Raw genomic sequence first — 22,496 nt, 5'->3', positions numbered from 1 at the left:
AAATGAATACTGTTTGAGGGCTCAAAAAAAACGAGCAAAAAACAATTGAGTACCAATTGTAGAGAGTTGAGGGCCAAAGTCACCAGAACTTTGCTGCCGCCCTACCTAGCAAGCACTCACCTTCTCCAGAAAGCCGGCGTCAACAGGGCCAGAAAGCTGAGAATCTCCAGCCGGCCCATCAACATGCCCAAGGTGGTCACGCTCAGCTGAAAGCTGGTCAGGCCGGCGAAATTGTTGCTGGGGCCCAGATCGCCCCAGCCTACACCGGCGCAGTTCACGCTGGCAAGCACAGCGCCCAGCGCGTTTTGCAAATCCATATCCGTGAACAGCAAGGCCATGGTCAGCACAGCGATGGTGGCGCAGTACACCAGCATGAAGGCGAGCACCGAAAAGATCACCCGCTCATCCACTGCCAGGCCCCCCACCGTCACCGGTTGCACCGCATTGGGGTGCACCAGGCGCCGCATTTCACGCCGGGTTTGCTTGAGCAGCAGCAGCATGCGGATCATCTTGATGCCGCCGCCGGTCGAGCCGGCGCTGGTGGCCACGCCTGACAGCAGCAGCATGAAGACGGGCGCAAAAGGCGGCCACAGCCCGAAATCGACGGCTGCATAGCCGGTGGTGGTCGCAACCGATACGGTGTGGAAAACGCCCATGCGCAGCGATTCCAGCGGGCCATACACCCCCTTGAACCACAGCAGTGCCGCCACCAGCAAGCCGCCACCCAGCAAGGTGCCGATGGTGGCGCGGAACTCAGGCTGCCGGTACAGCACCCAGACATTGCGCTTGCGGATGGCCACAAAATACAGCGCGAAGTTGCAGCTGGCCAGCAGCATGAAGACGGTGCAAATGCCCTCGATCAGCGGTGAATTGAAATAGGCAAAGCTGGCGTCATGGGGGGTGAGACCGCCCAGACTCACCGTGGTGAACATGACCATCACCGCGTCCAGCGGCGTCATGCCGGCCAGCCAGTAGGCCAGCGCGCAGAGTACGGAAAACAGGCCGTACACACCCCACAGCCCCTTGGCAGTTTCGGCCATGCGCGGCGTGAGCTTGGTGTCCTTCACCGGGCCGGCGGCCTCGGCGCGGAAGAGCTGGCTGCCGCCCATGCCGATCATCGGCAGGATGGCCACGGCCAGAATCAAAATGCCCATGCCCCCCATCCACTGCAAGAAAGTGCGCCAGATGTTGAGCGACACCGGCAGGGTATCCACATGGTTGAGCACGGTGGAGCCGGTGGTGGTCAGGCCCGAGACCGCTTCAAAATAGGCATGCTGCCAGCTCAGCGCCCGGTCGATGCGCTCAAAGCCCAGGTAGAGCGGCAGCGCCGCAAACAGCGGGAACACCATCCAGACAAAGGCGACCAGCATGATGCCGTGGCGCGCCTGCAGCTCGCGCTGCTCATGGCGCGCCATCCACCACAGCACCAGGCCGCAGGCCCAGGTGATGCCCATCGTGAGCGGGTAGACGCCAAACACCCCGTCATCGAGCCACCACGAGGAGATCGCGGGCACGGCCATCGTGCCGCCAAACATCAGCAGCAAAATGCCCAATACGCGCAGCACGGGTCGAAGATCAGTCATCGGCCGTGCCTAGAAAAAGGTCACCCCGACACGGAACAGGGCCTCGACCTCATGCACCAGGCGCTTGTTCGGCAAGAAGAGAATGACATGGTCATTGCTCTGGATGATGGTGCCGCTGGTGGGCACGATCACCTCCACCTTCTCGTCATCGCGCTCGTCTTCATCGCGCTCGGCCGCCTCGCTGCCATTGGTGTTGCGCGCATCGGGCGCGGGCAGGCCGCGCACAATCATGCCGATGTGCACATCGCGCGGCAGGCGCAGGCTGCCCACGCGCCGGCCCACGGCCCGCGAGGTTTTCGCATCGCCACGCGCCACAATCTCGATCGCCTCGGCCACGCCCCGGCGCAGGCTGTGCACGGCCTGCACATCGCCCTGGCGCACATAGGCCAGCAGCTCGCCCAGGGTGGCCTGGGCGGGCGACAGCGCAATATCAATCTGCGTGCCATGCATCAGGTCGGCATAGGTGCGGCGGTTGATCAGCGCCAGCACCCGGGTCGCGCCCAGCTTCTTGGCCAGCAGGCAGGACATGATGTTGTCTTCGTCATCATCGGTGATGGCCACGAACAGGTCCACATCCTCGACGTTCTCGTTCTCCATCAAGGTCTCGTCGGTCGCATCGCCCTTGAGCACCAGCACATCCGACGGCAGGCGCGAAGCCAGATAGACGCAGCGGTCCTCGCTTTTCTCGATGATCTTGACCTGGAAGCGCCGGGATTCCTTGGTCAGCGCGCGCGCCAGGCGCATGCCCACACGCCCGCCGCCGGCCACCATCACGCGGCGCACCACCTCGGCCTGTTCACCCACCTGGCGGTTGAAGGCTGCCAGCACATCGCCCAGTTGCTCCTTGTCCGACAGCACAAACACCTCGTCGCCCGGCTCGATGCGGGTGCTGCCCTCGGTCGGCACCAGGCGGTCGGCCTCGTGGTGAAAGCGGCGGTAGACGCCCACCACACGCACGGTGCCATGGGGCAGGTTCTGGCGCACATCGGCCACGCTCAAGCCCACCACCGGCGCGCCGCCGCGTGCGCGCACTGACGCCAGCGCCACATGGCCCTGGGCAAACTCGCGCACCTGCAGCGCCTCGGGGTAGGTCACCAGCTTGCCGATGTAGCCCATCAGCGCTTCTTCGGGGCAGAAGGCATGCGTCACCCCAAAGCCGGTGTCGGACAGCAGCTCGGCATGGCTTTTGAGTGCCACCGAGCGCACGCGCACAATGCGGGTGGGGATGTTGAACAGCACCTGCGCGATCTTGCAGGCGGTCAGATTGGTCTCGTCCTGGGAGGTACAGGCGATCAGCATGTCCGTGTCCGCCGCACCGGCCTCGGCCAGCACCTCGGGGCTGATGCCATTGCCCACCACGCCACGCAGATCGAAGCGGCCTTCGAGATCGCGCAGGCGCACACCATCCGTGTCGATCACGGTGATGTCGTTTTTTTCACTCAGCAAGCTTTCGGCGACACTCTCGCCCACGCGGCCTGCGCCGAGGATCAGAATTTTCATAGCATGAGGCGCCAGCCGCTAGGGAGCGGCCTGGCATGGCCGCATCATAACGTGGGCAAGAGGCGGCCGGTCAGCAAAGATCACCGACCAGCGAGCCAGAGCAGCTGGGAGCGACCGGCATCAGCCGCGCACTTCACCTTCGCCCAGCACAATGTATTTCAGCGAGGTCAGCCCCTCGATACCCACCGGTCCCCGGGCATGGAACTTGTCGGTGCTGATGCCGATTTCGGCGCCCAGCCCGTACTCAAAACCATCGGCAAAGCGCGTGCTGGCGTTGACCATGACGCTGGCCGAATCCACTTCGCGCAAAAAACGCTGCGCATGCATGTGGTCGCGCGTGATGATCGCATCGGTATGGTGGCTGGAGTAGTGGTTGATATGGGCAATCGCCTCGTCCACCCCAGCCACCACCTTGATGCTGATGACGGCGGCCAGGTACTCTTCGGACCAGTCCTGCTCGGTCGCCGCCTGCAGGCGGGCACCGGGCACGCCCTGCAGCAGCGCCAGCGCTTCGGCATCGGCACGCATCTCCACGCCCTTGGCCGCAAACACCGCGCCAATGCGGGGCAGAAAATCTGCCGCCACGGCGCGCGCCACCAGCAGGCTTTCGGTCGCGTTGCAGGGGCTGTATTTCTGCGTCTTGGCGTTTTCCGTCACCTTGACGGCCATGTCCAGATCACTAGGCGCATCGATATAGGTATGGCAGTTGCCGTCCAGGTGCTTGATCACCGGCACCTTGGCTTCGCGGCTGATGCGCTCGATCAGGCCCTTGCCGCCGCGCGGAATGATCACATCGACAAATTCGGGCATCGCAATCAGCTGGCCCACGGCCTCGCGGTCGGTGGTCTGCACCAGCTGCACGCCTGTGGCGGGCAAACCAGCCTCCTGCAATGCCTGCTCGACCAGGCGTGCCAGCGCCTTGTTGGAGTCGATGGCTTCGGAGCCACCGCGCAAAATGCAGGCATTGCCGCTCTTGATCGACAGGCTGGCCGCCTCGATGGTCACGTTGGGGCGGCTTTCATAAATCATGCCGAAGACACCCAGGGGCACACGCATCTGGCCCACGCGAATACCGCTGGGCATCTGCTTCATGCCCACCACCTCGCCCACCACATCGGCCATGGCCGCCAGTTGCTCGCAGCCCTGGGCACAGGTCTCCAGCACCTTGGGCGTCAGGCGCAGGCGATCGACCATCGGCGCAGACAGGCCGTTGGCCTGCGCGCGCGCCAGGTCCTTGGCGTTGTCGGCCTGCAAGGCCTCGGTCTGGTCGCGCAGCAAACGTGCCAGCGCCAGCAAGGCCTTGTTTTTGATAGCAGAAGGCGCTTTAGCCATCTGGGCAGAGGCTTGTTTGGCCTGGAGCCCCAGGGCCTGCATGGTTTCCGAAATGTTCAGGGCATTCATGGGGGCTATTGTCGGGCATTTGCGCCCGGGCGGCGAGGCTGCACGGCCAATGGCCCCTGGCAAATCCCAGGCTCGGCCGGCACAAAGGCCTCTACACTGCAGCCATGTTGAGCCACCAGGAGACCCCCATGCAATCCGCTGCGCTGCGCCAGTTGGGTGCCTTACAAGACGGACTGGACCATTTCGAGGCCGGCCACATGGATGCGGCGGCCCTGAGCCAGCAGGCACGCGGCTACACCGATTTGCTCGGCGCGCTGCCTGCGCAGTTCCAGGAGGTGTTGCTGCAGCTGCTCGACCGGCTCGAATCGAGCGCGCTGTTTGACGAGGAAAGCTGCTCGTTCAGCCGCAAAGACCTGGTGGACAGCCTGCGCCTGTGGCTGAAAAAGGCAGACGCTAGACTGAGCGCCACGGCCTGAGCGGGCCGCAGCACATACCAGCCTGCGGGGCCATCAGGCCCCCAGCCGTCAGGCCGTCAGGCCGTCAGGCGCTCCAGCGCTTCGCGGTACTTGGCCGCGGTCTTGTCGATCACTTCTTGCGGCAGGCGCGGTGCCGGGGCCGTCTTGTCCCAGGGCTTGCCATTGACCTTGGCCTGCTCGAGCCAGTCGCGCACAAACTGCTTGTCATAGCTGGGGGGGTTGGCGCCGGTCGCCAGCGCGTCGGCATAGCCTTCCACCGGCCAGTAGCGCGAGCTGTCGGGCGTCAGCACCTCGTCCATCAGCACCAGCTTGCCGTCTTCATCCAGGCCAAACTCGAACTTGGTGTCGGCAATGATCATGCCCTTGGTCAGCGCAATCGCGGCGGCCTTCTTGTAGATGGCGATGCTGATGTCACGGATCTGCGCGGCCAGCTCGGGGCCCACCATCTCGACGGTGCGCTCAAAGGTGATGTTCTCATCGTGCTCGCCCGCTTCGGCCTTGGCCGCTGGCGTGTAGATGGGCTCGGCCAGCTTGGCGGAGTTGATCAGGCCAGCGGGCAGGGGCACGCCGCAGACCGCTTGCGATTCCTGGTATTCCTTCCAGCCGCTGCCCGCCAGGTAGCCACGCACCACCGCCTCGATCGGCACGGGCTTCAGGCGCTTGACCAGCATGGAGCGCAGATGCACCTGGGCCACTTCATCGGGCTGCACGGCCGACTCGGGCGCCTCACCGGTCAGGTGGTTGGGGCAGATGTCGCCGAGCTTGTCGAACCAGTACAGCGCCATCTGCGTCAGCAATGCGCCCTTGCCCGGAATGGGCTCGCCCATGATCACATCGAAGGCCGACAGACGGTCCGAGGCCACCATCAGGATGCGGTCGTTGCCGACGGCGTAGTTGTCGCGCACCTTGCCGCGGGCCAGCAGGGGCAGGGAATGGAGCTTGGAGGTATGCAGTGCAGAAGGTACGGGCTGGGTCATGGTGATGCAGAACTATGGACAGGCACCCTGCGGGAAAACGGAAGGCACGGACAGCCGCGCAACCTCGGCAAGGCAAGCGCTCGATTGTAGTCGTCACCCCCCATGACCTCGCCCGGGTTGCCGGGATGCCTTGGATTGCAGTGCAGTATTGGGCGCCGCAGCGCCTCGAACACGTAGGCCCTTACGTGCTGGCGCACCAAGTCAACGCTGCTTGCCACTGGTTGCAATTGCGCCCAAAGCGCCATGCGCCGCGCATGGGCCCTCCATTTTTTGCAGTACGGCGCGGCACATTTGTAACCAACGCGGCGGCCTTGCGCGGCCACCCAGGCCCAGAAACCCAGTGAACCGGGTTGTCATAGACTTGCAATTTTGCAGGTCCGGGCGCATCATGGTTTACACGCATGCATGTGTTTCCCCCTCGGGGTGGCTTGGGTTTTAAACGGCCTCAGTCACTTTTCTCGGTTTGCAGAAGGAGACTTATTCATGAACCTGACGATCAGTGGTCACCATTTGGCGGTGACCCCGGCGCTGCGCGAATATGTAACATCCAAGCTGATGCGCATTACGCGACACTTTGACCAGGTGGTGGATGCCAAAGTTTTACTTTCGGTGGAAAAGCAGAAGGAAAAGGAGAAACGGCAGCGTGTGGTGTGCAATCTGCGGGTGAAGGGTGATGAACTCTGTGTTCAGTGCTCTCACCACGATTTGTACGCCGCGGTAGATGCTTTGGTCGACAGGCTGGACCGTATGGTGGCCCGTCACAAGCAACGTGTTCAATCCCACTACAGCGATGCGTTGCGGCAAGCAATGGCGTAAACCCTCTGCTTTTTGCTGAGGAAAAAGATTCTGTTTGAGTACTGACCGATAATACGTGCAGCAACACCTGCATCCAGGTGTTGCTGCGTTCGTTTGATCATGCTCTCCAGTAGCTAGCCATATAGCCGCACTCCACTATGAACTGTCTTGCCTCTATCTTGCCTCCAGCTCAAGTGCTAGTGAGTGTGGATGTTTCCAGTAAAAAACGTGCATTTGAAGAAGCGGGCCTGCTGTTCGAGAGTCTGCACGGCCTCTCGCGCGCCTTGGTCACCGACAGCCTGTTTGCACGCGAGCGACTGGGCTCGACCGGTCTGGGGCATGGCGTGGCCATTCCGCATGGGCGTATCAAGGGCCTCAAGTCCCCGATGGCGGCGGTGTTCCAGCTCGAGCGCGCCATTGGCTTTGACGCCCCTGATGAGCAGCCGGTCAACCTGCTGATCTTTTTGCTGGTGCCCGAAGCGGCCACCCAGCAGCATCTGGAGATCCTCGGCGAGATTGCCGAGCTGCTGTCCAATGCCAGCCTGCGCGAGCAGATGAAGGCCAGTACCAATGCCGAGCAGCTCCACCAGATGATCGACACCTGGCAATCGTCTACCAACAACACCTCGACCGCCCACGCCTGAACGCCGCGCGCCTGCGCCAGCAGGCCTAAGCAAGCACGCGTATCTGCCTTGAACCCCGTTTTTCCTGCTAGTCTTTCACACTGGCGGGTGGCTTTGCTGCGCGCTCTGGCTTTGAAAGGACTGCACCGTGAAACCCAATGTCGTAAGCGCAGATGTGTTGTTCGAGGAGTTCCGTGCCTCGCTGCGCTGGGAATGGCTGGCGGGCCTGGGGGCCTCCGAGCGCCGCTTTGACGAAGTGGCGGTGCGCAGCGCCCGCTCCAGCGCCGACCTGGTGGGCTACCTCAACTACATCCACCCCTACCGCGCGCAGGTGCTGGGCGAGCGCGAGATCGCCTACCTCACCAACTCCACCACCGAAGACTGCCGCCGCCGCATCGCCCGCATCGTGACCCTGGAGCCGCCGGTGCTGGTGCTGGCCGATGGCCAGGGCGCCCCTGACGAGCTGCTGTCCATGTGCGAGCGCGCGCACATCCCGATGTTCTCCACCAAGGAGTCGGCCGCCTTTGTCATCGATGTGCTGCGCGCCTTCCTGTCCAAGCATTTCGCCGACCGCACCACCATGCATGGCGTGTTCATGGACATACTGGGCATGGGCGTGCTGATCACCGGTGAATCCGGCCTGGGCAAGAGCGAGCTGGGCCTGGAGCTGATCACCCGTGGCAACGGCCTGGTGGCCGATGACGCCGTGGACCTGTACCGCATCAACCAGACCACGATCGAGGGCAAATGCCCCGACCTGCTGCAGAACCTGCTGGAAGTGCGCGGCATCGGCCTGCTCGATATCCGCGCCATCTTTGGTGAGACGGCCGTGCGCCGCAAGATGCGGCTCAAGCTGATCGTGCACCTGGTGCGCAAGGAAACCATGGAGCGCGACTACGACCGACTGCCCGCCGCACCGCTGACCCAGGATGTGCTGGGCATTCCGGTGATGAAGGTGGTCATCCAGGTGGTGGCCGGCCGCAATATCGCCGTGCTGGTGGAAGCGGCGGTGCGCAACACCATCTTGCAGCTGCGCGGCATTGACACCTACCAGGAGTTTGTCGACCGGCACCGCAAGGCCATGGCCAGCGGGCGTGAGTTTTAAAACCACCGAGGCCTGCAGCCTCAAACCAGCCGCAGGTCCTTGACCGCGGCCTGCGGAAACACCTGCTGCAGCTGCGCCGTTGACAGGCCGTACATGCGCGCAAACAGGCCGCCCAGCACGCTGCGGTACTCGTTGAGCACGGGGTAGTCGCGGTTCTGGAACAGATTCGCCTCGCTCACCTCGATCTGCTCGCCCACAATGCGCCCACCGGCCTGCGCCGACAGGCCGCCGCCCAATATCCAGTACGCGGTGCCATGGCCGTGGTCGGTGCCCTTGTTGCCGTTTTCACGGAAGGTGCGGCCAAACTCGCTGACCACCGCGACGACGGTGTGGCGCCAGGGCTCGGCGCCCATCTCCTGCGCAAAGGCGGCCAGGCCCCGGCCCAGGTCATCGAGCCGGTTGGCCAGGTTGCCGCTTGCATTGCCCTGGTTCACATGGGTGTCCCAGCCGCCCACATCGACAAAGCCCAGATCGAACTGGTCACGCATCAAAGTGGCCATGCGCTGGGCCACCAGGCTGAAGCCCTTGGCGCTGATGGCATCACGCCCGGCCTTGTCCATCTCCTCCTGCATGCCGCGCAGCACGGCCGCGCGCACCTCAAAGCCTTCGTTGACGGCAGGCGCCAGTGCGGTGCCGGCATACATCGCGGCAATGGCGCGGCTGCGGTTGGCATCCACGCCGCCCTTGCCGACATTGGCCAGCGCGGTATTGGCAATGCGGGCCGGCCCGCGCATGCACAGCGGCAGTTGCGCGGTGAACGCCATCGGCGCCAGGTCGCTGCGCCCCTGCAAGGTTTGCGCCAGGCGGTTCATGAAGCCGCTGCGCAAACTCGGGTGGGCATCGAGCGGCTGGCCCAGCTCGATCGAGTCCTGGGTTTCAAAATGGCTGCGGGAGAGGTCGTCGGTGCCGGCAAAGGGCACAAAGCAGGCCTGCTTGCTGCGCCACAGCGGCAGCACGCTGCCTTCCATCGCCGGGTGCAGGCCCCAGCGCGTATCCAGCGGCAGCGCGCCATTGGCCTCGTCCGGGCGTGCGATGGCGATCGTGGGGCGCGCGGCGTAGTAGAAGTCGCTGTGCGTGGGCACCAGCAGGCTGTTGCTGTCGTAGGCGCCGCGCAGGAACACCAGCAAAAAGCGCGGTGTATCGCTGCGGGGCGCTGCTGCGCGGGCCCGTGCCAGGCTGAAGGCCAGCGGCAGGCTGGCGGCGGCAGAGAGAAAGTGGCGTCTTTGCATGGCGTACCTCGTCAGCGAACCATCATTTCGGGGGCGGAGAGAAAGTAGGTATTCCAGTCGGGCACATTGCGCGCCTTGGCCAGCGCGTCGCGCGATGCCGCGCTCCACTGGGCCACGCGCGCCTGGGCGGTGGCACGCTGCGCCAGGTCCGGGTACGGCGGCTGCTCCAGCGCGGCCTGAGGTTCGGCGCGGAACAGCACGGCACTGCGTGTCGCAATCTGCCGCGCCACATCAAAGCGCGCGGCCATCTGTCCGGAACTGGCCCAGTCCGATTGCGATACGGGGTAGCCATCGGGCGTTTCATGGCCGTAGAGGGGCTGGCCCAGGCGGTTGATCCAGCCGATCACCGGGCGCACATCGCTGGCTACGCGCTCGTCATAGCCCAGGCGCACGGCGCCCAGCACATAGTGCATGGGGTCCTTGAAGCGCTGGCCTTGCTGGGCCAGCGCCTCGGGCGCGGTCAGCAGCGCACGCAAGGTGGTGGCCATATCGCCATGGCTGCGCGAGAAAGCCGCTGCCGTGCGCTGCACCAAGGCGGGTGGCGGGTTGTCGCTGATAAAGAACACCGCCAGCTTGCGCGCAATGAACTGCGCCGTGGCGGGCGAGGCCACGATGCGGTCCAGCGCCTCGTCCACCGCCGCCATGCCCTTGGCTCGCAGCGGCTGGCCCAGCAAGACCTGGGGCGCATAGTCGTGCCGCTTGGGGTTGAACTCGAAAAAGCCATCGCGCAGGTAATCGGCCTGCAGCTCGGGGTCCATCCGCGGCGGCGGTGCATCGGCATCGCGGGTGCTGAAGCCCACGCCCGTCAGCACATGGGCCATGGCCTGCACATCGGCCTGGGTGTAGCCGCTGCCCACGCCCATGGTGTGCAGCTCCAGAAGCTCGCGGGCGTAGTTTTCGTTGATGTGGCCTTTGGCGTTGCTGGCGTTGTCCAGGTAGAGCAGCATCGCCGGGTGGCGCATGCTCGCTTCGAGCAGCGTGCGGAAGTTACCCAGGGCGTTGGGGCGGATCGCCCGCTCCTCGTAATCTGCTATCCACAGCCGCGTTTCGGCCTTGCGCGTGCTGACATTGAAGTGGTTCATCCAGAACCAGGTCATCTGCTCCTGCAGCTGGGCGGGCGAGTACAGCGCACGCAGCACCTGGCGCTGCTGGGCCTGGGCGGCGAGCTGGTTCAGGTGGCGCTGCACTTCCTGGCGCAGGCGCGCGCCTTCGCCCTCTCCCTGGCCTTGCTCGGTGGCGGTGCGGGCAGCCAGGCGCTGCGCAGCAATGTCGCGCTGCAGCTCCAGCATGCTGCGCTGGCTGATTTCCAAGGCCGCAATCTGCTGCTCGGCCTGGGCGGGCAGGCGGGGCGGCTGGCGCGGCGCGAGCTGCGCATCCAGCCAGCGCTGCAGGCCCAGGCGCTGGAGCTGCTGGTCGGCGCTGTCGCTCGCGCCCCAGCTGACGCGGTCCAGCCATTGCAGGCGCTGGGTGGCGCTCAGCGGCACCGCTGCCGTATCGGGCAACGCCGCCTGCGCGCTGGCCGCATCTGGCGGCGCATGGGAGGCGCAGGCGCCAAGCCACAAGGTGCCCGCCAAGGCGGCGGCGCTGAGGGTGAGCAGTCGGGGCAGTCTGTTAGGGCGCATGGGGAGTCTGGAGCCTGGTGCAGAAGGCCCCATGGTGCGCCTGTGCCGTCGCGCTGCTGTAAAGCTATGTGTGCAAAACGTAAAAAGCGAAGCGTTTTCGGCGCTTCGCTTTTCAGATTCTGGCGGGCAGCGGTGGGATGCCGTGCTTATTTGGCCTTGACCGCGCACTCCGCGCATTGGCCGTACAGGGCCATCGAGTGGTCATGCACGATCCAGCCCTTGCTCTTGGCAATGGACTGCTGGCGCTTTTCGATCTCGGGGTCATAGAACTCCTCGACCTTGCCGCAGCTGGTGCAGACGAAATGGTCGTGGTGCTGGCCTTCGTTGAGCTCGTAAACCGCCTTACCGCTCTCGAAGTTACTGCGGATCAGGATGCCGGCCTGCTCGAACTGGGTCAGCACGCGGTAGACCGTGGCCAGACCGATGTCGGAGCGCTCTTCCAGCAGCACGCGGAACACATCTTCCGCCGTCATGTGGCGCTGAGCACCATTCTGGAAGATATCCAGAATCTTCAGCCGAGGCAGCGTTGCCTTGAGGCCAGTGCTTTTGAGTTCTTCAATATTTTTCATAACAAGGTCTTTCAAGTGGGCCCGATTGGTATACGGACTTCTGGAGAAGGCCTGGAGACCAGCCGCTACAATGGCCGATCATATCGCTATGTCTAAAACCATGCCTGAATTTGTTCGTTCCGGTGTCCGCATGGCGGCGCTGTTGGCCCTGGGCGCCAGTGTGGCCGCTTGCGGCTCCTTCAATGAAGCCAGCCGTAAGTTCGCCAGCGCCATCACCCCCTACAAGGTGGAGGTGGTGCAGGGTAATGTGATCACCAAGGAGCAGGTCGACGCGCTGCAAAAAGGCATGAGCCGCCAGCAGGTCAAGGATCTGCTGGGCACCCCGCTGCTGGCCAGCGTGTTCCACGCCAACCGCTGGGACTACGTGTTCACCATCAAGCGCAAGGGTGTGCCCGAGCAGGAGCGCCGCTTTACCGTGTACTTCAACGACACCGGCCTGGAGCGCTTTGAAGGCGATGAGATGCCCAGCGAGCAGGAGTTCGTCGCCTCGGTCACGACCTCGATCAAGAACCCCAAGGTGCCGCGCCTGGAAGCAACGCCCGAGGAACTGGCCAAGTACAAGGCCGATCAGCCAGCCCCCGCCCCCAGCGCCGACACCAGCAGCAGCGACACGAGCACCGCCACGCCGCCTGCCAGCTACCCGCCGCTGGAATCCCCCCAGCGCTGATGCCATGGCGCTGGCATGCCCCCGCCCTGCACTGGCAGCGGGTGGCCAGCGCCGTCTTTGGGCCGTGTCCGATGTTTGCTGAGATGCCGCCCGTTTGAGCCCCAGGAAACTACCCATGACCGCCCCCCTCTCCCCCGACAACAGCCCCCGTATTGCCGTCGCCATTGCAGGCGCCAGCGGCCGCATGGGCCGCATGCTGATCGAAGCCGTGCTGGCCAGCACGGACCTGCAACTGAGCGGCGCGCTCGATGCCGCCGGCAACCCCAGCCTGGGCACTGATGCGGGTGCATTCCTGGGCCGCAACACCGGCGTGCAGATCACCGCCGACCTGGCCCAGGGCTTGCAAGGCGCTGATGTACTGATCGATTTCACCCGCCCCGAAGGCACGCTGGCCCACCTGGCACTGGCGGCCGAGCGCGGCGTGGGCGTGGTCATCGGCACCACGGGCTTTAGCGAGGAGCAAAAGGCGCAGATCCGCCAGTTTGCCGACAAGACGGCGGTGATGCTCTCGCCCAATATGAGCGTGGGCGTGAACGTGACTTTCAAGCTGCTGGAGATGGCGGCCAAGGCCTTGCAAGAAGGCGGCTACGACATCGAGATCGTCGAAGCGCACCACAAGCACAAGGTCGATGCCCCCTCGGGCACGGCGCTGAAAATGGGCGAGGTGATTGCCGAGGCCCAGGGCACACAGCTGGCCGACCGCGCCGTCTACGAGCGCTTTGGCCACACCGGCGCGCGCGTGGCCAACAGCATTGGCTTTGCCAGCATGCGCGGCGGCGATATCGTCGGCGACCACACCGTGTTGTTTGCCGGCGATGGCGAGCGCATCGAGATCTCGCACAAGTCCAGCAGCCGCGCCGGTTACGCCAATGGCAGCCTGCGGGCAGCGCGCTACCTGGCGCGCCAGAAGACCGGCCTGTTCGACATGTACGACGTGCTCGGCCTGAAATAAACCCAGCCCGGCACACCCACCCCGCTATTACAAGGACGGCCAACCATGACGATGGGGCAATGGCTCTCGCAAGCAGACGGCGTCGCCCGGGCCACGGCCCTGGTCTTGTTGCTCATGTCCGTCACCAGCTGGGTGCTGATTCTCTACAAGGCCTGGTGGCTGGGCCGCGCCCATTGCGCCACCTTGCGGGCCACCGATGCTTTCTGGCAGGCCAGCAGCTGGGAGCAGGCACGCCTGGCGCTGCCAACCATTGACCGCGCCGCCTTGCTGACCCCGGTAGCCGATGCGATTGCGCACATTGTGGCGGCCGAGCCCGCAGCCAACCACAGCCTGGCTGTGGCCAGCGGCGCCCAGGTGCAAACCACCCGCGTGCTGCGCGAGGCGCTGCATGGCGCCAGCCACCGGCTGCAATGGGGGCAGACGGTGCTCGCGTCCATTGGCGCCACTGCCCCCTTTGTCGGCCTGCTGGGCACCGTCTGGGGCATCCACCAGGCGCTGGCGGCACTGGCCGGCGCCGAGCATGTCAGCCTGGAGCAACTGGCCGGCCCCGTGGGCGAGGCGCTGGTGATGACCGCCGCCGGCCTGGCCGTTGCCTTGCCGGCCGTGCTGGCCTACAACCTGCTGGGCCGCAAGCTCGCGCAGGTCGAGGAGCTGCTCGAAGGCTTTGCCCACGACATGCAGACCTGGGCCTTGCAGCAAGCCGCCCAGGCGCCGCAGGCCTACGCCGGCATGCAGGCCCACAATGCCGTGGATAGCATCGCCCTGGTGGGCAGCCGCTGAGCCGCCGCCAACCCAGGCCCTTCGCACCATGGCATTCGGTCGCTTCAACAAAACCCCGGCCAGCGCGCCGATCAGCGCCATCAATGTGACGCCGCTGGTGGATGTGATGCTGGTGCTGCTGGTTATCTTCATCATGGCAGCGCCCTTGCTGGCCGCCTCCATCCGCCTGGACCTGCCCCAGGCCGCCAGCGCCACCCGGGCCAATCCGCCGGCGGCGATTGCGGTGCAGCTCAATGCCCAGGGCGCGCTGTTTGCCGATGGCCAGCCCACCGACATGGAGGCCCTCAAAGCGCTGTTCAAGCAGCAGGCCGAGCGCAATCCGCAGACCGAGGTGCAGCTGTCCATCGACCAGAGCCTGCCCTATGCCCGCGCCGTCGAACTGATGGATGCGGCGCAAAGCGCCGGCCTCAGCCGCATGGGCTTTGTGGCCCAACCCCAGGCTGCCGCCGCACGCTGAGCACCCCGGCCCGGTCTCGCCTGGCGGGCTCCGGCAGTATCGTTTGAAGCTACCTGAACTGGCGCATGCCCTGGCCCAGAAGCGTTTGGTTATATTGCAGGCTGTGTGCAGGCTGCCTGGGGCGGCTGCACCAGGGCCACCGCTGCACCGCCGTGCAAGCGGCCCACCAACGAGGAACAAACGCATGGACTCCACCCTGTACCAGGTCAGCGCCCAGTCGGCGCCAGGCGACCCGCGCATCGCGCCGCTGTATGCACTGGCTGTCTCAGCCGGTGCCCCGGCCGATCTGGCCCGCAAAATCCGCGCCGGCCTGCTGCTGGTGGCCGCGCTGCTGGTGGCCAGCGGGCTGATCTTCTGGGTGGCGGCCAACTGGCAGGCGCAGTCGCACTGGTTCAAGCTGGGCCTGATCGAGGGCACGCTGGCGCTGTCCGTGCTGGCCGCCTGTCTGTGGCCGCGCCTGCGGCTGGCGGCGCTGCTGTGCGCCACCCTGGTGCTGGGCGGCCTGCTGGCCTATGTGGGCCAGACCTACCAGACCGGCGCCGATGCCTGGCAGCTGTTTGCCGCCTGGGCGGCGCTCTCGCTCATCTGGGTGGCACTGGCTGCCAGCGATCTGCTCTGGTGCGTCTGGGTGCTGATCGTCGCAGCCGCCATCGTGTTCTGGACCGGCAAGCTCGACCTCTGGCAGGTCCTGGTCGCCGACCGCGATACCCTGCCCCAGCTGCTGCTGCGCCTGGCGCTTTGGCTGGCGCTGGCGCTGGTGCCGCTGCTGGTGTACTGCGTGCCGGCCCTGCGGGTGCGCGGCGGCATGGGCTGGTGGTCGCAGCGCCTGGCGCTGGGCGGCGCGCTGGCAGCCTGGTCGGCCATTGCCACCGTACAGCTATTTGACGAGGCCACGCGCCAGACCCTGGCGGCCTTTGCGCTCAGCGGCGCCTTGGTGGCTGCCAGCTTGCTGGTGGCGCTGTTCAGCCGTTTTCGCGACTTTATCTGCACTTGCCTGGCCACCTTGGCCGCCAATGTGCTGGTGCTGTCGCTGATTGCCCGCTGGATATTCGAGTGGCATGAGACCGAGGCCCTGCTCGCCTTTGCCGTGGTGGTGATGGTCTGCCTGGGCGCTTCGGTCAAGGCCTTGATGGCAGCGCAGCACTACCTGCATGCCCAGCAGCGCGACCACCAGGAGGTGCTGTGATGGCTGCTATCCGTCCTCTGTCATTTCTGCGCACGCAACCGGCCTGGTGGTCCCCGGCCCGCCAGCAAGGCCTGGTGCAAGGCGATGCGCCTGTGCAAGATCTGGATGAGCCCCCGGTCCTGGTGCTGGCGTTGGCCATGCTGGGTGCGCTGGCCAGCCTGGTGCCGCTGGCGGTATTTCTGGCGCTGGCGCTGGGCGAGCGTTTTGTCTTTGGTGCCGGCGGCGTGGTGCTGGGCCTGGTGTTTCTGGCCGCAGCCGGTGGTTTGATGCGCCAGTCCCGCCATGCCTTCATCAACTGCGTGGCGCTGGTGCTCTGGTGCGCGGGCGGGCTGCTGGTGCTGGTCAACCTGGGCGATGTGGCTGACTCACGCCTGGGTGTGCTGCTGATTGGTACGGTCTCGGCGCTGGTGCTGATGCTGGGCGCCGCGCTGGCGCAGATGCGCTGGATCCAGTCGCTGATGGGCCTGGGCTGGGGCATGGCCGTGGTGGTCAGCCTCATGGCGCTGCAGTCCTGGCTGCCGGCCTTGCTGCCGCTGCAGCTCGATGCGCTGCTGCCCGCGCTGCTGTGGTGCCTGTGGCTGCGTGCCGAACCCGCGCGCCTGGCCACGCCGGCGCAGCGCTGGTCCCGGCCGCGCTGGGCCGCCTTTGCCGATGCGGCCATCGTCGGCGTGCTGATCAGCAATTTCGCCTCGGGTTATGTCGCCCGCGCCATCTTCTGGGAGCAGAGCGGCGACTTCATGCCCTGGGCCATTCCTGCCGGGCGCGCGCTGGCCGTGGTGGTGGTGGCGCTGTCGGCCTGGATGCTGGCCCGCCAATGGCGTGCGCGCGGCACCACCAACCGCCAGGGCGAGCACAGCCTGCTGCTGGCGGGCGCCATGCTGGCGCTGGCCGCCTGGTTCAGCACCGGGCTGGCCGTTGTTGGCCTGGTCGCCGCGGGTGCCTTGCTGGCGGCGCGCTGGCGAATTGCCGTACTCTGCGCGCTGCTGGCGCTGGTCGCGCTAGGCCAGTTCTACTACCACCTGGGTTGGTCGCTGGCGGCCAAGGGCCTGGGCCTGGCGCTGGCTGGCGCGCTGCTGCTGGCCTGCCTGTGGGCGCTGCGCCGCGCGGCCGATGCCGGCGCTGGCGCAGACACGCCGCCTGCAGCGCCGCAGCGCCGGCTGCAATGGGTCGGTCTGGTCGTGGGCGCGGTGCTGGCGCTGGGCCTGGTCAACTGGGATGTGCGCGGCAAGGAGCAGGTCATTGCCCATGGCCAGCGCATTCTGGTGCCGCTGATCCCGGTGGACCCGCGCTCCTTGATGCAGGGCGACTATATGGCGCTGAACTTTGCGCTGCCCTTTGAGATGCGTGAAAAGCTCAAGGACATCGTCAGCGCCAGCCAGCTGGTGCGCGCCAGCGTTGACGACCAGGGCGTGGCCACCATCTTGGGCTTGCTGACCGCGACCGAGCCCTTGCAAAAAGGCGAGGTGGCGCTGCCGCTCAAGCGCCTCAAGGGCCAGTGGGTGCTGGTGACCGATGCCTACTTCTTCCCCGAAGGCCAGGGCCGGCATTTTGAGCAGACCCGCTATGGCGACTTCCGCGTGCTGCCCGATGGCCGCGCGCTGCTGGTGGGCCTGGCCGATGGCGATGGCCAGCCGGTGCTGCCGCTGCCAGGCCGCTCGATCTGGGAAAGCCCGCTGGGCATCACCAGCCCGGAAGCGACCGGTGTGGCCAGCGAAGCGCCCGTGCCAGAGGCCGACGAGCCGGTGGCCGTGGCGCCCGAGCCGCTGCCCGAAGCGGTAGCGAATGTGCCCTCATCGTCGCCGTCACCCGTGCCAGCACCGGCCCAGGGGGCGCGGCGCTAGGCAACAGACACGATCAGCGCTGCAGGGCCTGCACTTCGTGCTGGCGCAGCGCCACCTGCATGTCATTGCCCGAGGGCACCTGGAACACGCGCAGGCCGAACTCCGGCAGGATGGCGATCAGGTGGTCAAAGATATCGCCCTGGATCGCCTCGTACTCGAGCCAGGCGGTGGTATCGGTAAATGCATAGATCTCGAGCGGCGAACCCTGGTTGGTCGGCTCCATCGCGCGGGCCATCAAGGTCATGTCCTTGCGCAGCTTGGGGTGGGCCTGCAAATAGGCATTGCAGTAGGCGCGGTAGGTGCCGATATTGGTCAGCTGGCGCAGGTTGACGATCTCGTCGGCCATGTCCGGCGCCTTGGCCGAGAAATCCTGGTTGTAGGCGGTGATCTCAGCGACCTTGCCTTCCAGGTAGGGGCGCAGCAAGGCGATGTGGCTGAGCTCAGCGATTTCGGCGCGGGTCAGAAAGCGCACCGAGGTGGTGTCGATGCACAGGGGCCGCTTGATGCGGCGGCCGCCCGATTCCGACATGCCGCGCCAGTTCTTGAAGCTGTCGCTCATCAAGCGCCAGGTGGGGATGGTGGTGATCGTGTTGTCCCAGTTGCGCACCTTGACGGTGTTGAGCGCCATGTCCACCACGGCACCATCGGCGCCGACCTGGTTCATCTCCAGCCAGTCGCCCACGCGAAGGATGTCATTGCTCGACAGCTGCACGCCAGCGGTAAACGACAGGATCGTGTCCTTGAACACCAGCATCAGCACCGCCGACATGGCGCCCAGGCCGCTGAGCAGAATCAGCGGCGAGCGGTCGATCAAGGTCGCCACCATCACGATGCCCGCGACCACCATCACCAGCATCTTGCCCAGCTGCACATAGCTTTTGACCGAGCGCGTGCTTTGGGCCGATTCCAGCTGGCTCTCGTTGGCCTGCTGGATGCCGTCCATGATGGCGCACAGCAGGCGCGCCACCTGCAGCGCCGTCACCGCAATCGCCACATTGCGGATCACCGTGCTGGCAATGACTGGCAGGTGCGGCACCGCGGCAATGCCCGTCTGAACCACCAGCGAGGGCACGATCTGCGCCACGCGCACCAGAATGCGGTTGTCCAGCAAGGTGCGCAGCCAGGCCGCGCCCAGGCTGGAGCGAAAGCGCGGCACGATCTGCAGCAGCGCCATGCGCACCACCAGGCGCAGTGCATAGGCCAGCAATACCAAGGCCGCCAGACCGGCGGCCGTTTGCATCCAGGGTTCGTATTGGTCCAGGGTTTCCCAGGTCACGAGGCAGAGTCCTTTCAAAGGGGGGATAAATCGGTTGGAAATGGGGGGATGCGGCCGGCGCCGCCCAGGGCGTCCCGCCAAGGGCAAGCCACCACCATATTGGCTATCAATAGAGAGATATTCATTTATTTTTACATGGCATGTATAACCGCACCCCAGCGTGCGGCACTCGCCATCCACGGGCAATGGCGATGGGCCTACAATCTTTGCCCAATTGACCTCGCCCCGGAAAGCCCGTGGGCGGCCGCTTTTTCCTGACCAGTTCCATGCAAGAAAAATACAACCACTCCGACGTAGAAGCCGCCGCGCAAAGCCAGTGGCAAGCCCAAGATGCCTACCGCGTGTCCGAGGACGCGGGCAAGAAAAAGTTCTACGCCTGCTCCATGCTGCCCTACCCCAGCGGCAAGCTGCACATGGGCCATGTGCGCAACTACACGATCAACGACATGCTCACGCGCCAGCTGCGCATGCAAGGCTACAACGTGCTGATGCCCATGGGTTGGGATGCCTTTGGTCTGCCGGCCGAGAACGCCGCGATCAAGAACAGCGTGCCGCCTGCGCAGTGGACCTACGACAACATCGCTTACATGAAAAAGCAGATGCAGGCGATGGGTCTGGCGATCGACTGGAGCCGCGAAGTGGCCACCTGCGACCCCGACTACTACAAGTGGAACCAGTGGCTGTTCCTCAAGATGCTGGACAAGGGCATCGCCTACCGCAAGACCCAGACCGTGAACTGGGACCCGGTGGACCAGACTGTGCTGGCCAATGAGCAGGTGATCGACGGCCGCGGCTGGCGCACCGGCGCGCTGGTGGAAAAGCGCGAGATCCCGGGCTACTACCTGGCCATCACCCAGTACGCGCAAGAGCTGCTGGACCATGTGCAGATGGGCAACGACAAGGCGACCTTGACTGGCTGGCCCGACAAGGTGCGCCTGATGCAGGAAAACTGGATCGGCAAGAGTGCCGGCGTGCGCTTTGCGTTCACGCATGGCGTGAAGAACGCCGATGGCAGCTTGATCGGCGAGGGCAAGATGTATGTCTTCACGACGCGTGCCGACACCATCATGGGTGTGACCTTCTGCGCCGTGGCCCCTGAGCACCCACTGGCCACCCATGCCGCTGCCTCCAACCCCGAGCTGGCGGCCTTCATCGAAGAATGCAAGAAGGGCGGCACCACCGAGGCCGAACTCGCCGTCAAGGAAAAGGAAGGCAAGCCCACGGGCCTGTTCGTCACGCACCCGATCACCGGCGCGCAGGTCGAGGTCTGGATCGGCAACTATGTGCTGATGAGCTATGGCGACGGCGCCGTGATGGGCGTGCCCGCCCACGACGAGCGCGACTTTGCGTTTGCCAACAAATACGGCCTGCCGATCCGCCAGGTGGTGGCCGTCGAAGGCGAAGGCCCCTACGACCAGCAGCAGTGGCATGACTGGTATGGCGACAAGGAGCGCGGCGTCCTCATCGAATCCGGCGCCTTTGATGGCCTGCACTACAAGGAAGGCGTGCAAGCGGTGGCCAAGGCGCTCGAAGCCAAGGGCCTGGGCGAACTGAAAACCACCTGGCGCCTGCGCGATTGGGGCGTGAGCCGCCAGCGCTACTGGGGCACCCCCATCCCGATCATCCACTGCGAAGACTGCGGTGCCCAGCCCGTGCCCGAGAAGGACCTGCCAGTCGTGCTGCCCCAAGACCTGGTGCCCGATGGCTCGGGCAACCCGCTGATCAAGAGCGAAGCCTTCCACGCCGGCGTGGTCTGCCCCTGCTGCGGCAAGCCGGCCCGCCGCGAGACCGACACCATGGACACCTTTGTGGATTCGTCCTGGTACTTCATGCGTTATTGCGATGCCAAGAACAGCGAGAAGATGGTGGCCGACGGCGCCGACTACTGGATGCCGATGGACCAGTACATCGGTGGCATTGAGCACGCGATCCTGCACTTGCTGTATGCACGCTTCTGGACCAAGGTCATGCGCGACCTGGGTCTGGTCAAGGTCGACGAGCCCTTCACCAAGCTGCTCACGCAAGGCATGGTGCTCAACCACATCTACAGCCGCCGCACCGCCAAGGGTGGCAAGGAATACTTCTGGCCCAAGGATGTGGAGCAGGTGTTGGACGAGACCGGCAAGGTCGTGGGCGCCCAGCTCAAGGTGGCCGTGGACAGCGCCGATGGCCTGCTGCCCGTTGGCACCGCGATCGACTACGAGGGCGTGGGCACGATGTCCAAGTCCAAGAACAACGGGGTCGACCCGCAGGACCTGATCGAGAAGTACGGCGCCGATACCGCGCGCCTCTACACCATGTTCACCGCGCCACCCGAGCTGACCCTGGAATGGAACGAGTCGGCCGTCGAAGGCAGCTACCGCTTCCTGCGCCGCGTCTACAACTTCGGCAGCAAGCTGCATGCGCCTGAGTTCGATGCCGCCCGCGCCCAGGCGGCCAGTGCTGCGAACGCCGCCTTTGGCAAGGAAGCCAAGGCGCTGCGCCTGGAGATCCACACCGTGCTCAAGCAAGTGGCCTATGACTACAGCCGCATGCAGTACAACACGGTGGTGTCGGGCGCGATGAAGATGATCAACGCGCTGGAAGACTTCAAGGCCGTGGACAGCGAAGGCGGCCGCGCCGCGCTGGTCGAGGGCTTTGGCATTTTGCTGCGCGCGCTCTACCCGGCCACGCCCCACCTGACGCAGGTGCTGTGGGATGCGCTGGGCTACCAGCAGGCCTTTGGCGGCCTGCTGGATGCCGCCTGGCCCGAGGTCGATGCCCAGGCGCTGGTGCAGGACGAAATCGAGCTGATGCTGCAGGTCAACGGCAAGCTGCGCGGCTCCATCATCGTCGCTGCCGGCGCTGACAAGGCCACGATTGAAGCGGCTGCTCTGGCCAATGAAGACTTCCAGAAAATCGCCAATGGCGCGACCCCGAAGAAAGTCATCATCGTGCCGGGCCGCCTGGTGAACGTGGTAGTCTAAGCGCCATGCAAAAACGCACGCTGCTTACTGCCCTGGCAAGCGTGCCGCTGCTGGCGGCATGCGGCTTCAAACTGCGCGGATCGGTGGATTTCGCGTTCAAATCGCTGTATTTGAACGGCAACGCCAATTCGGGCTTCCTCAAAGAGCTGCAACGCCACCTGGAGGCTGCCGGCAGCCTGCAGGTGCTGCGCGACCCGAGCCAGGCCACGCAGGCCGAGGCCATCTTCGATGACCTGGGCCAGCGCCGCGAGCGCGTCGTCGTCTCGCGCAATGCGGCCGGCGAGGTGCGCGAGCTGCAGATCCGCCTGATCACACGTTTTCGGGTGCGTGATGCCAAGGGCGCCCTCTATGTGCCCGATTCCGAGTTGATGCAGTACCGCGAGATCAGCTACCTGGAAACCTACGCACTGTCCAAGGCGAACGAAGAGGACATGCTCTACCGCAACATGCAGACCGACATCGTTCAGCAGATCGTGCGGCGCCTGGCCATCGTCAAGTCCGTCACCCCTACCGAATGACAAGCGCTGCGGCCACGCCGCGCTGGAAGCGCC

General features: G+C 65.1%; 20 protein-coding genes. 12 read left to right on the top strand and 8 right to left on the bottom strand.

The window, feature by feature from the left end:
* Window positions 1-116: 116 nt before the first annotated feature.
* From ACPEE1_RS03240 to ACPEE1_RS03230, 3 genes are all read right to left on the bottom strand, one after another.
* A complete protein-coding gene (locus ACPEE1_RS03240) occupies window positions 117-1,583 on the bottom strand; it encodes a TrkH family potassium uptake protein (protein ID WP_182343859.1) in 1,467 nt (488 codons plus the stop codon).
* Window positions 1,584-1,592: 9 nt separating this feature from the next.
* Complete coding sequence (trkA, locus tag ACPEE1_RS03235) at window positions 1,593-3,083, bottom strand: Trk system potassium transporter TrkA (RefSeq protein ID WP_116927814.1); 1,491 nt, start codon at window positions 3,081-3,083, stop codon at window positions 1,593-1,595.
* A gap of 120 nt (window positions 3,084-3,203) precedes the next feature.
* Window positions 3,204-4,535, bottom strand: coding sequence for a glutamate-5-semialdehyde dehydrogenase (locus ACPEE1_RS03230; RefSeq protein ID WP_260720303.1), 1,332 nt, complete (start codon window positions 4,533-4,535; stop codon window positions 3,204-3,206).
* Window positions 4,536-4,612: 77 nt separating this feature from the next.
* On the opposite strand from ACPEE1_RS03230, the gene ACPEE1_RS03225 reads away from it, so the two are divergent.
* Entirely contained in the window at window positions 4,613-4,900 is a 288-nt protein-coding gene (locus tag ACPEE1_RS03225; protein WP_232539465.1) for a hypothetical protein, read from the top strand.
* A 56-nt stretch (window positions 4,901-4,956) separates the two neighbouring features.
* On the opposite strand, the gene ACPEE1_RS03220 is transcribed toward ACPEE1_RS03225, so the two are convergent.
* Window positions 4,957-5,877 (bottom strand): phosphoribosylaminoimidazolesuccinocarboxamide synthase, encoded by a 921-nt coding sequence (locus ACPEE1_RS03220; protein ID WP_021026709.1) that lies wholly within the window; start codon window positions 5,875-5,877, stop codon window positions 4,957-4,959.
* A gap of 483 nt (window positions 5,878-6,360) precedes the next feature.
* On the opposite strand from ACPEE1_RS03220, the gene hpf reads away from it, so the two are divergent.
* The 3 genes from hpf (at window position 6,361) to hprK (ending at window position 8,400) form a co-directional block, all read left to right on the top strand.
* The gene (hpf, locus tag ACPEE1_RS03215) at window positions 6,361-6,693 is read left to right on the top strand and encodes a ribosome hibernation-promoting factor, HPF/YfiA family (RefSeq protein ID WP_116927826.1); all 333 of its coding nucleotides are present in this window, start codon (window positions 6,361-6,363) and stop codon (window positions 6,691-6,693) included.
* A gap of 137 nt (window positions 6,694-6,830) precedes the next feature.
* The gene (locus tag ACPEE1_RS03210; protein WP_116927816.1) at window positions 6,831-7,316 is read left to right on the top strand and encodes a PTS sugar transporter subunit IIA; all 486 of its coding nucleotides are present in this window, start codon (window positions 6,831-6,833) and stop codon (window positions 7,314-7,316) included.
* 127 nt (window positions 7,317-7,443) lie between these two features.
* Window positions 7,444-8,400: an HPr(Ser) kinase/phosphatase gene (hprK, locus tag ACPEE1_RS03205; protein WP_021026712.1), complete on the top strand. Its 957-nt coding sequence runs from the start codon at window positions 7,444-7,446 to the stop codon at window positions 8,398-8,400.
* Between the two features lie 20 nt (window positions 8,401-8,420).
* On the opposite strand, the gene ACPEE1_RS03200 is transcribed toward hprK, so the two are convergent.
* From ACPEE1_RS03200 to fur, 3 genes are all read right to left on the bottom strand, one after another.
* Entirely contained in the window at window positions 8,421-9,629 is a 1,209-nt protein-coding gene (locus ACPEE1_RS03200) for a DUF1501 domain-containing protein (protein WP_423935186.1), read from the bottom strand.
* An 11-nt stretch (window positions 9,630-9,640) separates the two neighbouring features.
* A complete protein-coding gene (locus tag ACPEE1_RS03195; RefSeq protein WP_116927818.1) occupies window positions 9,641-11,251 on the bottom strand; it encodes a DUF1800 domain-containing protein in 1,611 nt (536 codons plus the stop codon).
* A gap of 146 nt (window positions 11,252-11,397) precedes the next feature.
* Entirely contained in the window at window positions 11,398-11,820 is a 423-nt protein-coding gene (fur, locus tag ACPEE1_RS03190; protein WP_021025553.1) for a ferric iron uptake transcriptional regulator, read from the bottom strand.
* Window positions 11,821-11,920: 100 nt separating this feature from the next.
* Between fur and ACPEE1_RS03185 the strand changes: the two genes are divergently transcribed.
* The 6 genes from ACPEE1_RS03185 (at window position 11,921) to ACPEE1_RS03160 (ending at window position 17,703) form a co-directional block, all read left to right on the top strand.
* Window positions 11,921-12,487, top strand: a complete 567-nt coding sequence (locus ACPEE1_RS03185; protein ID WP_182343865.1) for an outer membrane protein assembly factor BamE — start codon at window positions 11,921-11,923, stop codon at window positions 12,485-12,487.
* A gap of 115 nt (window positions 12,488-12,602) precedes the next feature.
* On the top strand, window positions 12,603-13,439 hold the full coding sequence (gene dapB / locus ACPEE1_RS03180; protein WP_116927820.1) for a 4-hydroxy-tetrahydrodipicolinate reductase: 837 nt from the start codon (window positions 12,603-12,605) through the stop codon (window positions 13,437-13,439).
* 51 nt (window positions 13,440-13,490) lie between these two features.
* Window positions 13,491-14,219: a MotA/TolQ/ExbB proton channel family protein gene (locus ACPEE1_RS03175; RefSeq protein WP_423936379.1), complete on the top strand. Its 729-nt coding sequence runs from the start codon at window positions 13,491-13,493 to the stop codon at window positions 14,217-14,219.
* Between the two features lie 28 nt (window positions 14,220-14,247).
* Window positions 14,248-14,676, top strand: coding sequence for an ExbD/TolR family protein (locus ACPEE1_RS03170; protein ID WP_116927822.1), 429 nt, complete (start codon window positions 14,248-14,250; stop codon window positions 14,674-14,676).
* 184 nt (window positions 14,677-14,860) lie between these two features.
* Window positions 14,861-15,862 carry a DUF2157 domain-containing protein gene (locus ACPEE1_RS03165; protein ID WP_165841256.1) on the top strand — a complete coding sequence of 334 codons (1,002 nt, stop codon included), beginning with the start codon at window positions 14,861-14,863 and terminating at the stop codon, window positions 15,860-15,862.
* Window positions 15,862-17,703: a GDYXXLXY domain-containing protein gene (locus tag ACPEE1_RS03160; RefSeq protein WP_423935182.1), complete on the top strand. Its 1,842-nt coding sequence runs from the start codon at window positions 15,862-15,864 to the stop codon at window positions 17,701-17,703. The genes ACPEE1_RS03165 and ACPEE1_RS03160 overlap by 1 nt, the downstream gene beginning before the upstream one ends.
* A gap of 13 nt (window positions 17,704-17,716) precedes the next feature.
* On the opposite strand, the gene ACPEE1_RS03155 is transcribed toward ACPEE1_RS03160, so the two are convergent.
* Window positions 17,717-18,943, bottom strand: a complete 1,227-nt coding sequence (locus tag ACPEE1_RS03155; protein WP_182345508.1) for a mechanosensitive ion channel family protein — start codon at window positions 18,941-18,943, stop codon at window positions 17,717-17,719.
* A gap of 302 nt (window positions 18,944-19,245) precedes the next feature.
* Between ACPEE1_RS03155 and leuS the strand changes: the two genes are divergently transcribed.
* Entirely contained in the window at window positions 19,246-21,945 is a 2,700-nt protein-coding gene (leuS, locus tag ACPEE1_RS03150) for a leucine--tRNA ligase (protein ID WP_423935180.1), read from the top strand.
* A gap of 5 nt (window positions 21,946-21,950) precedes the next feature.
* A complete protein-coding gene (lptE, locus tag ACPEE1_RS03145) occupies window positions 21,951-22,463 on the top strand; it encodes an LPS assembly lipoprotein LptE (protein ID WP_116927635.1) in 513 nt (170 codons plus the stop codon).
* The last annotated feature ends 33 nt before the right edge of the window (window positions 22,464-22,496 follow it).

The sequence above is a fragment of the Comamonas sp. 23 genome, assembly GCF_049601575.1.
Classification (GTDB): Bacteria; Pseudomonadota; Gammaproteobacteria; order Burkholderiales; family Burkholderiaceae_C; genus Comamonas; species Comamonas squillarum.
Note: the sequence above shows the minus strand (reverse complement) of the source record. Positions and strands in the feature narration are given on the sequence as shown.

Bases quoted from the DNA above. Each gene is read 5' to 3' on its own strand.
- dapB (WP_116927820.1), top strand. From the start codon at position 12,603: ATGACCGCCCCCCTCTCCCCCGACAACAGCCCCCGTATTGCCGTCGCC.
- fur (WP_021025553.1), bottom strand. From the start codon at position 11,820: ATGAAAAATATTGAAGAACTCAAAAGCACTGGCCTCAAGGCAACGCTG.
- ACPEE1_RS03155 (WP_182345508.1), bottom strand. From the start codon at position 18,943: ATGCAAACGGCCGCCGGTCTGGCGGCCTTGGTATTGCTGGCCTATGCA.
- ACPEE1_RS03210 (WP_116927816.1), top strand. From the start codon at position 6,831: ATGAACTGTCTTGCCTCTATCTTGCCTCCAGCTCAAGTGCTAGTGAGT.
- ACPEE1_RS03200 (WP_423935186.1), bottom strand. From the start codon at position 9,629: ATGCAAAGACGCCACTTTCTCTCTGCCGCCGCCAGCCTGCCGCTGGCC.
- ACPEE1_RS03240 (WP_182343859.1), bottom strand. From the start codon at position 1,583: ATGACTGATCTTCGACCCGTGCTGCGCGTATTGGGCATTTTGCTGCTG.
- ACPEE1_RS03170 (WP_116927822.1), top strand. From the start codon at position 14,248: ATGGCATTCGGTCGCTTCAACAAAACCCCGGCCAGCGCGCCGATCAGC.
- ACPEE1_RS03220 (WP_021026709.1), bottom strand. From the start codon at position 5,877: ATGACCCAGCCCGTACCTTCTGCACTGCATACCTCCAAGCTCCATTCC.
- ACPEE1_RS03175 (WP_423936379.1), top strand. From the start codon at position 13,491: ATGGGGCAATGGCTCTCGCAAGCAGACGGCGTCGCCCGGGCCACGGCC.
- hpf (WP_116927826.1), top strand. From the start codon at position 6,361: ATGAACCTGACGATCAGTGGTCACCATTTGGCGGTGACCCCGGCGCTG.
- ACPEE1_RS03225 (WP_232539465.1), top strand. From the start codon at position 4,613: ATGCAATCCGCTGCGCTGCGCCAGTTGGGTGCCTTACAAGACGGACTG.
- ACPEE1_RS03185 (WP_182343865.1), top strand. From the start codon at position 11,921: ATGCCTGAATTTGTTCGTTCCGGTGTCCGCATGGCGGCGCTGTTGGCC.
- ACPEE1_RS03160 (WP_423935182.1), top strand. From the start codon at position 15,862: ATGGCTGCTATCCGTCCTCTGTCATTTCTGCGCACGCAACCGGCCTGG.
- leuS (WP_423935180.1), top strand. From the start codon at position 19,246: ATGCAAGAAAAATACAACCACTCCGACGTAGAAGCCGCCGCGCAAAGC.
- lptE (WP_116927635.1), top strand. From the start codon at position 21,951: ATGCAAAAACGCACGCTGCTTACTGCCCTGGCAAGCGTGCCGCTGCTG.
- ACPEE1_RS03165 (WP_165841256.1), top strand. From the start codon at position 14,861: ATGGACTCCACCCTGTACCAGGTCAGCGCCCAGTCGGCGCCAGGCGAC.
- trkA (WP_116927814.1), bottom strand. From the start codon at position 3,083: ATGAAAATTCTGATCCTCGGCGCAGGCCGCGTGGGCGAGAGTGTCGCC.
- ACPEE1_RS03195 (WP_116927818.1), bottom strand. From the start codon at position 11,251: ATGCGCCCTAACAGACTGCCCCGACTGCTCACCCTCAGCGCCGCCGCC.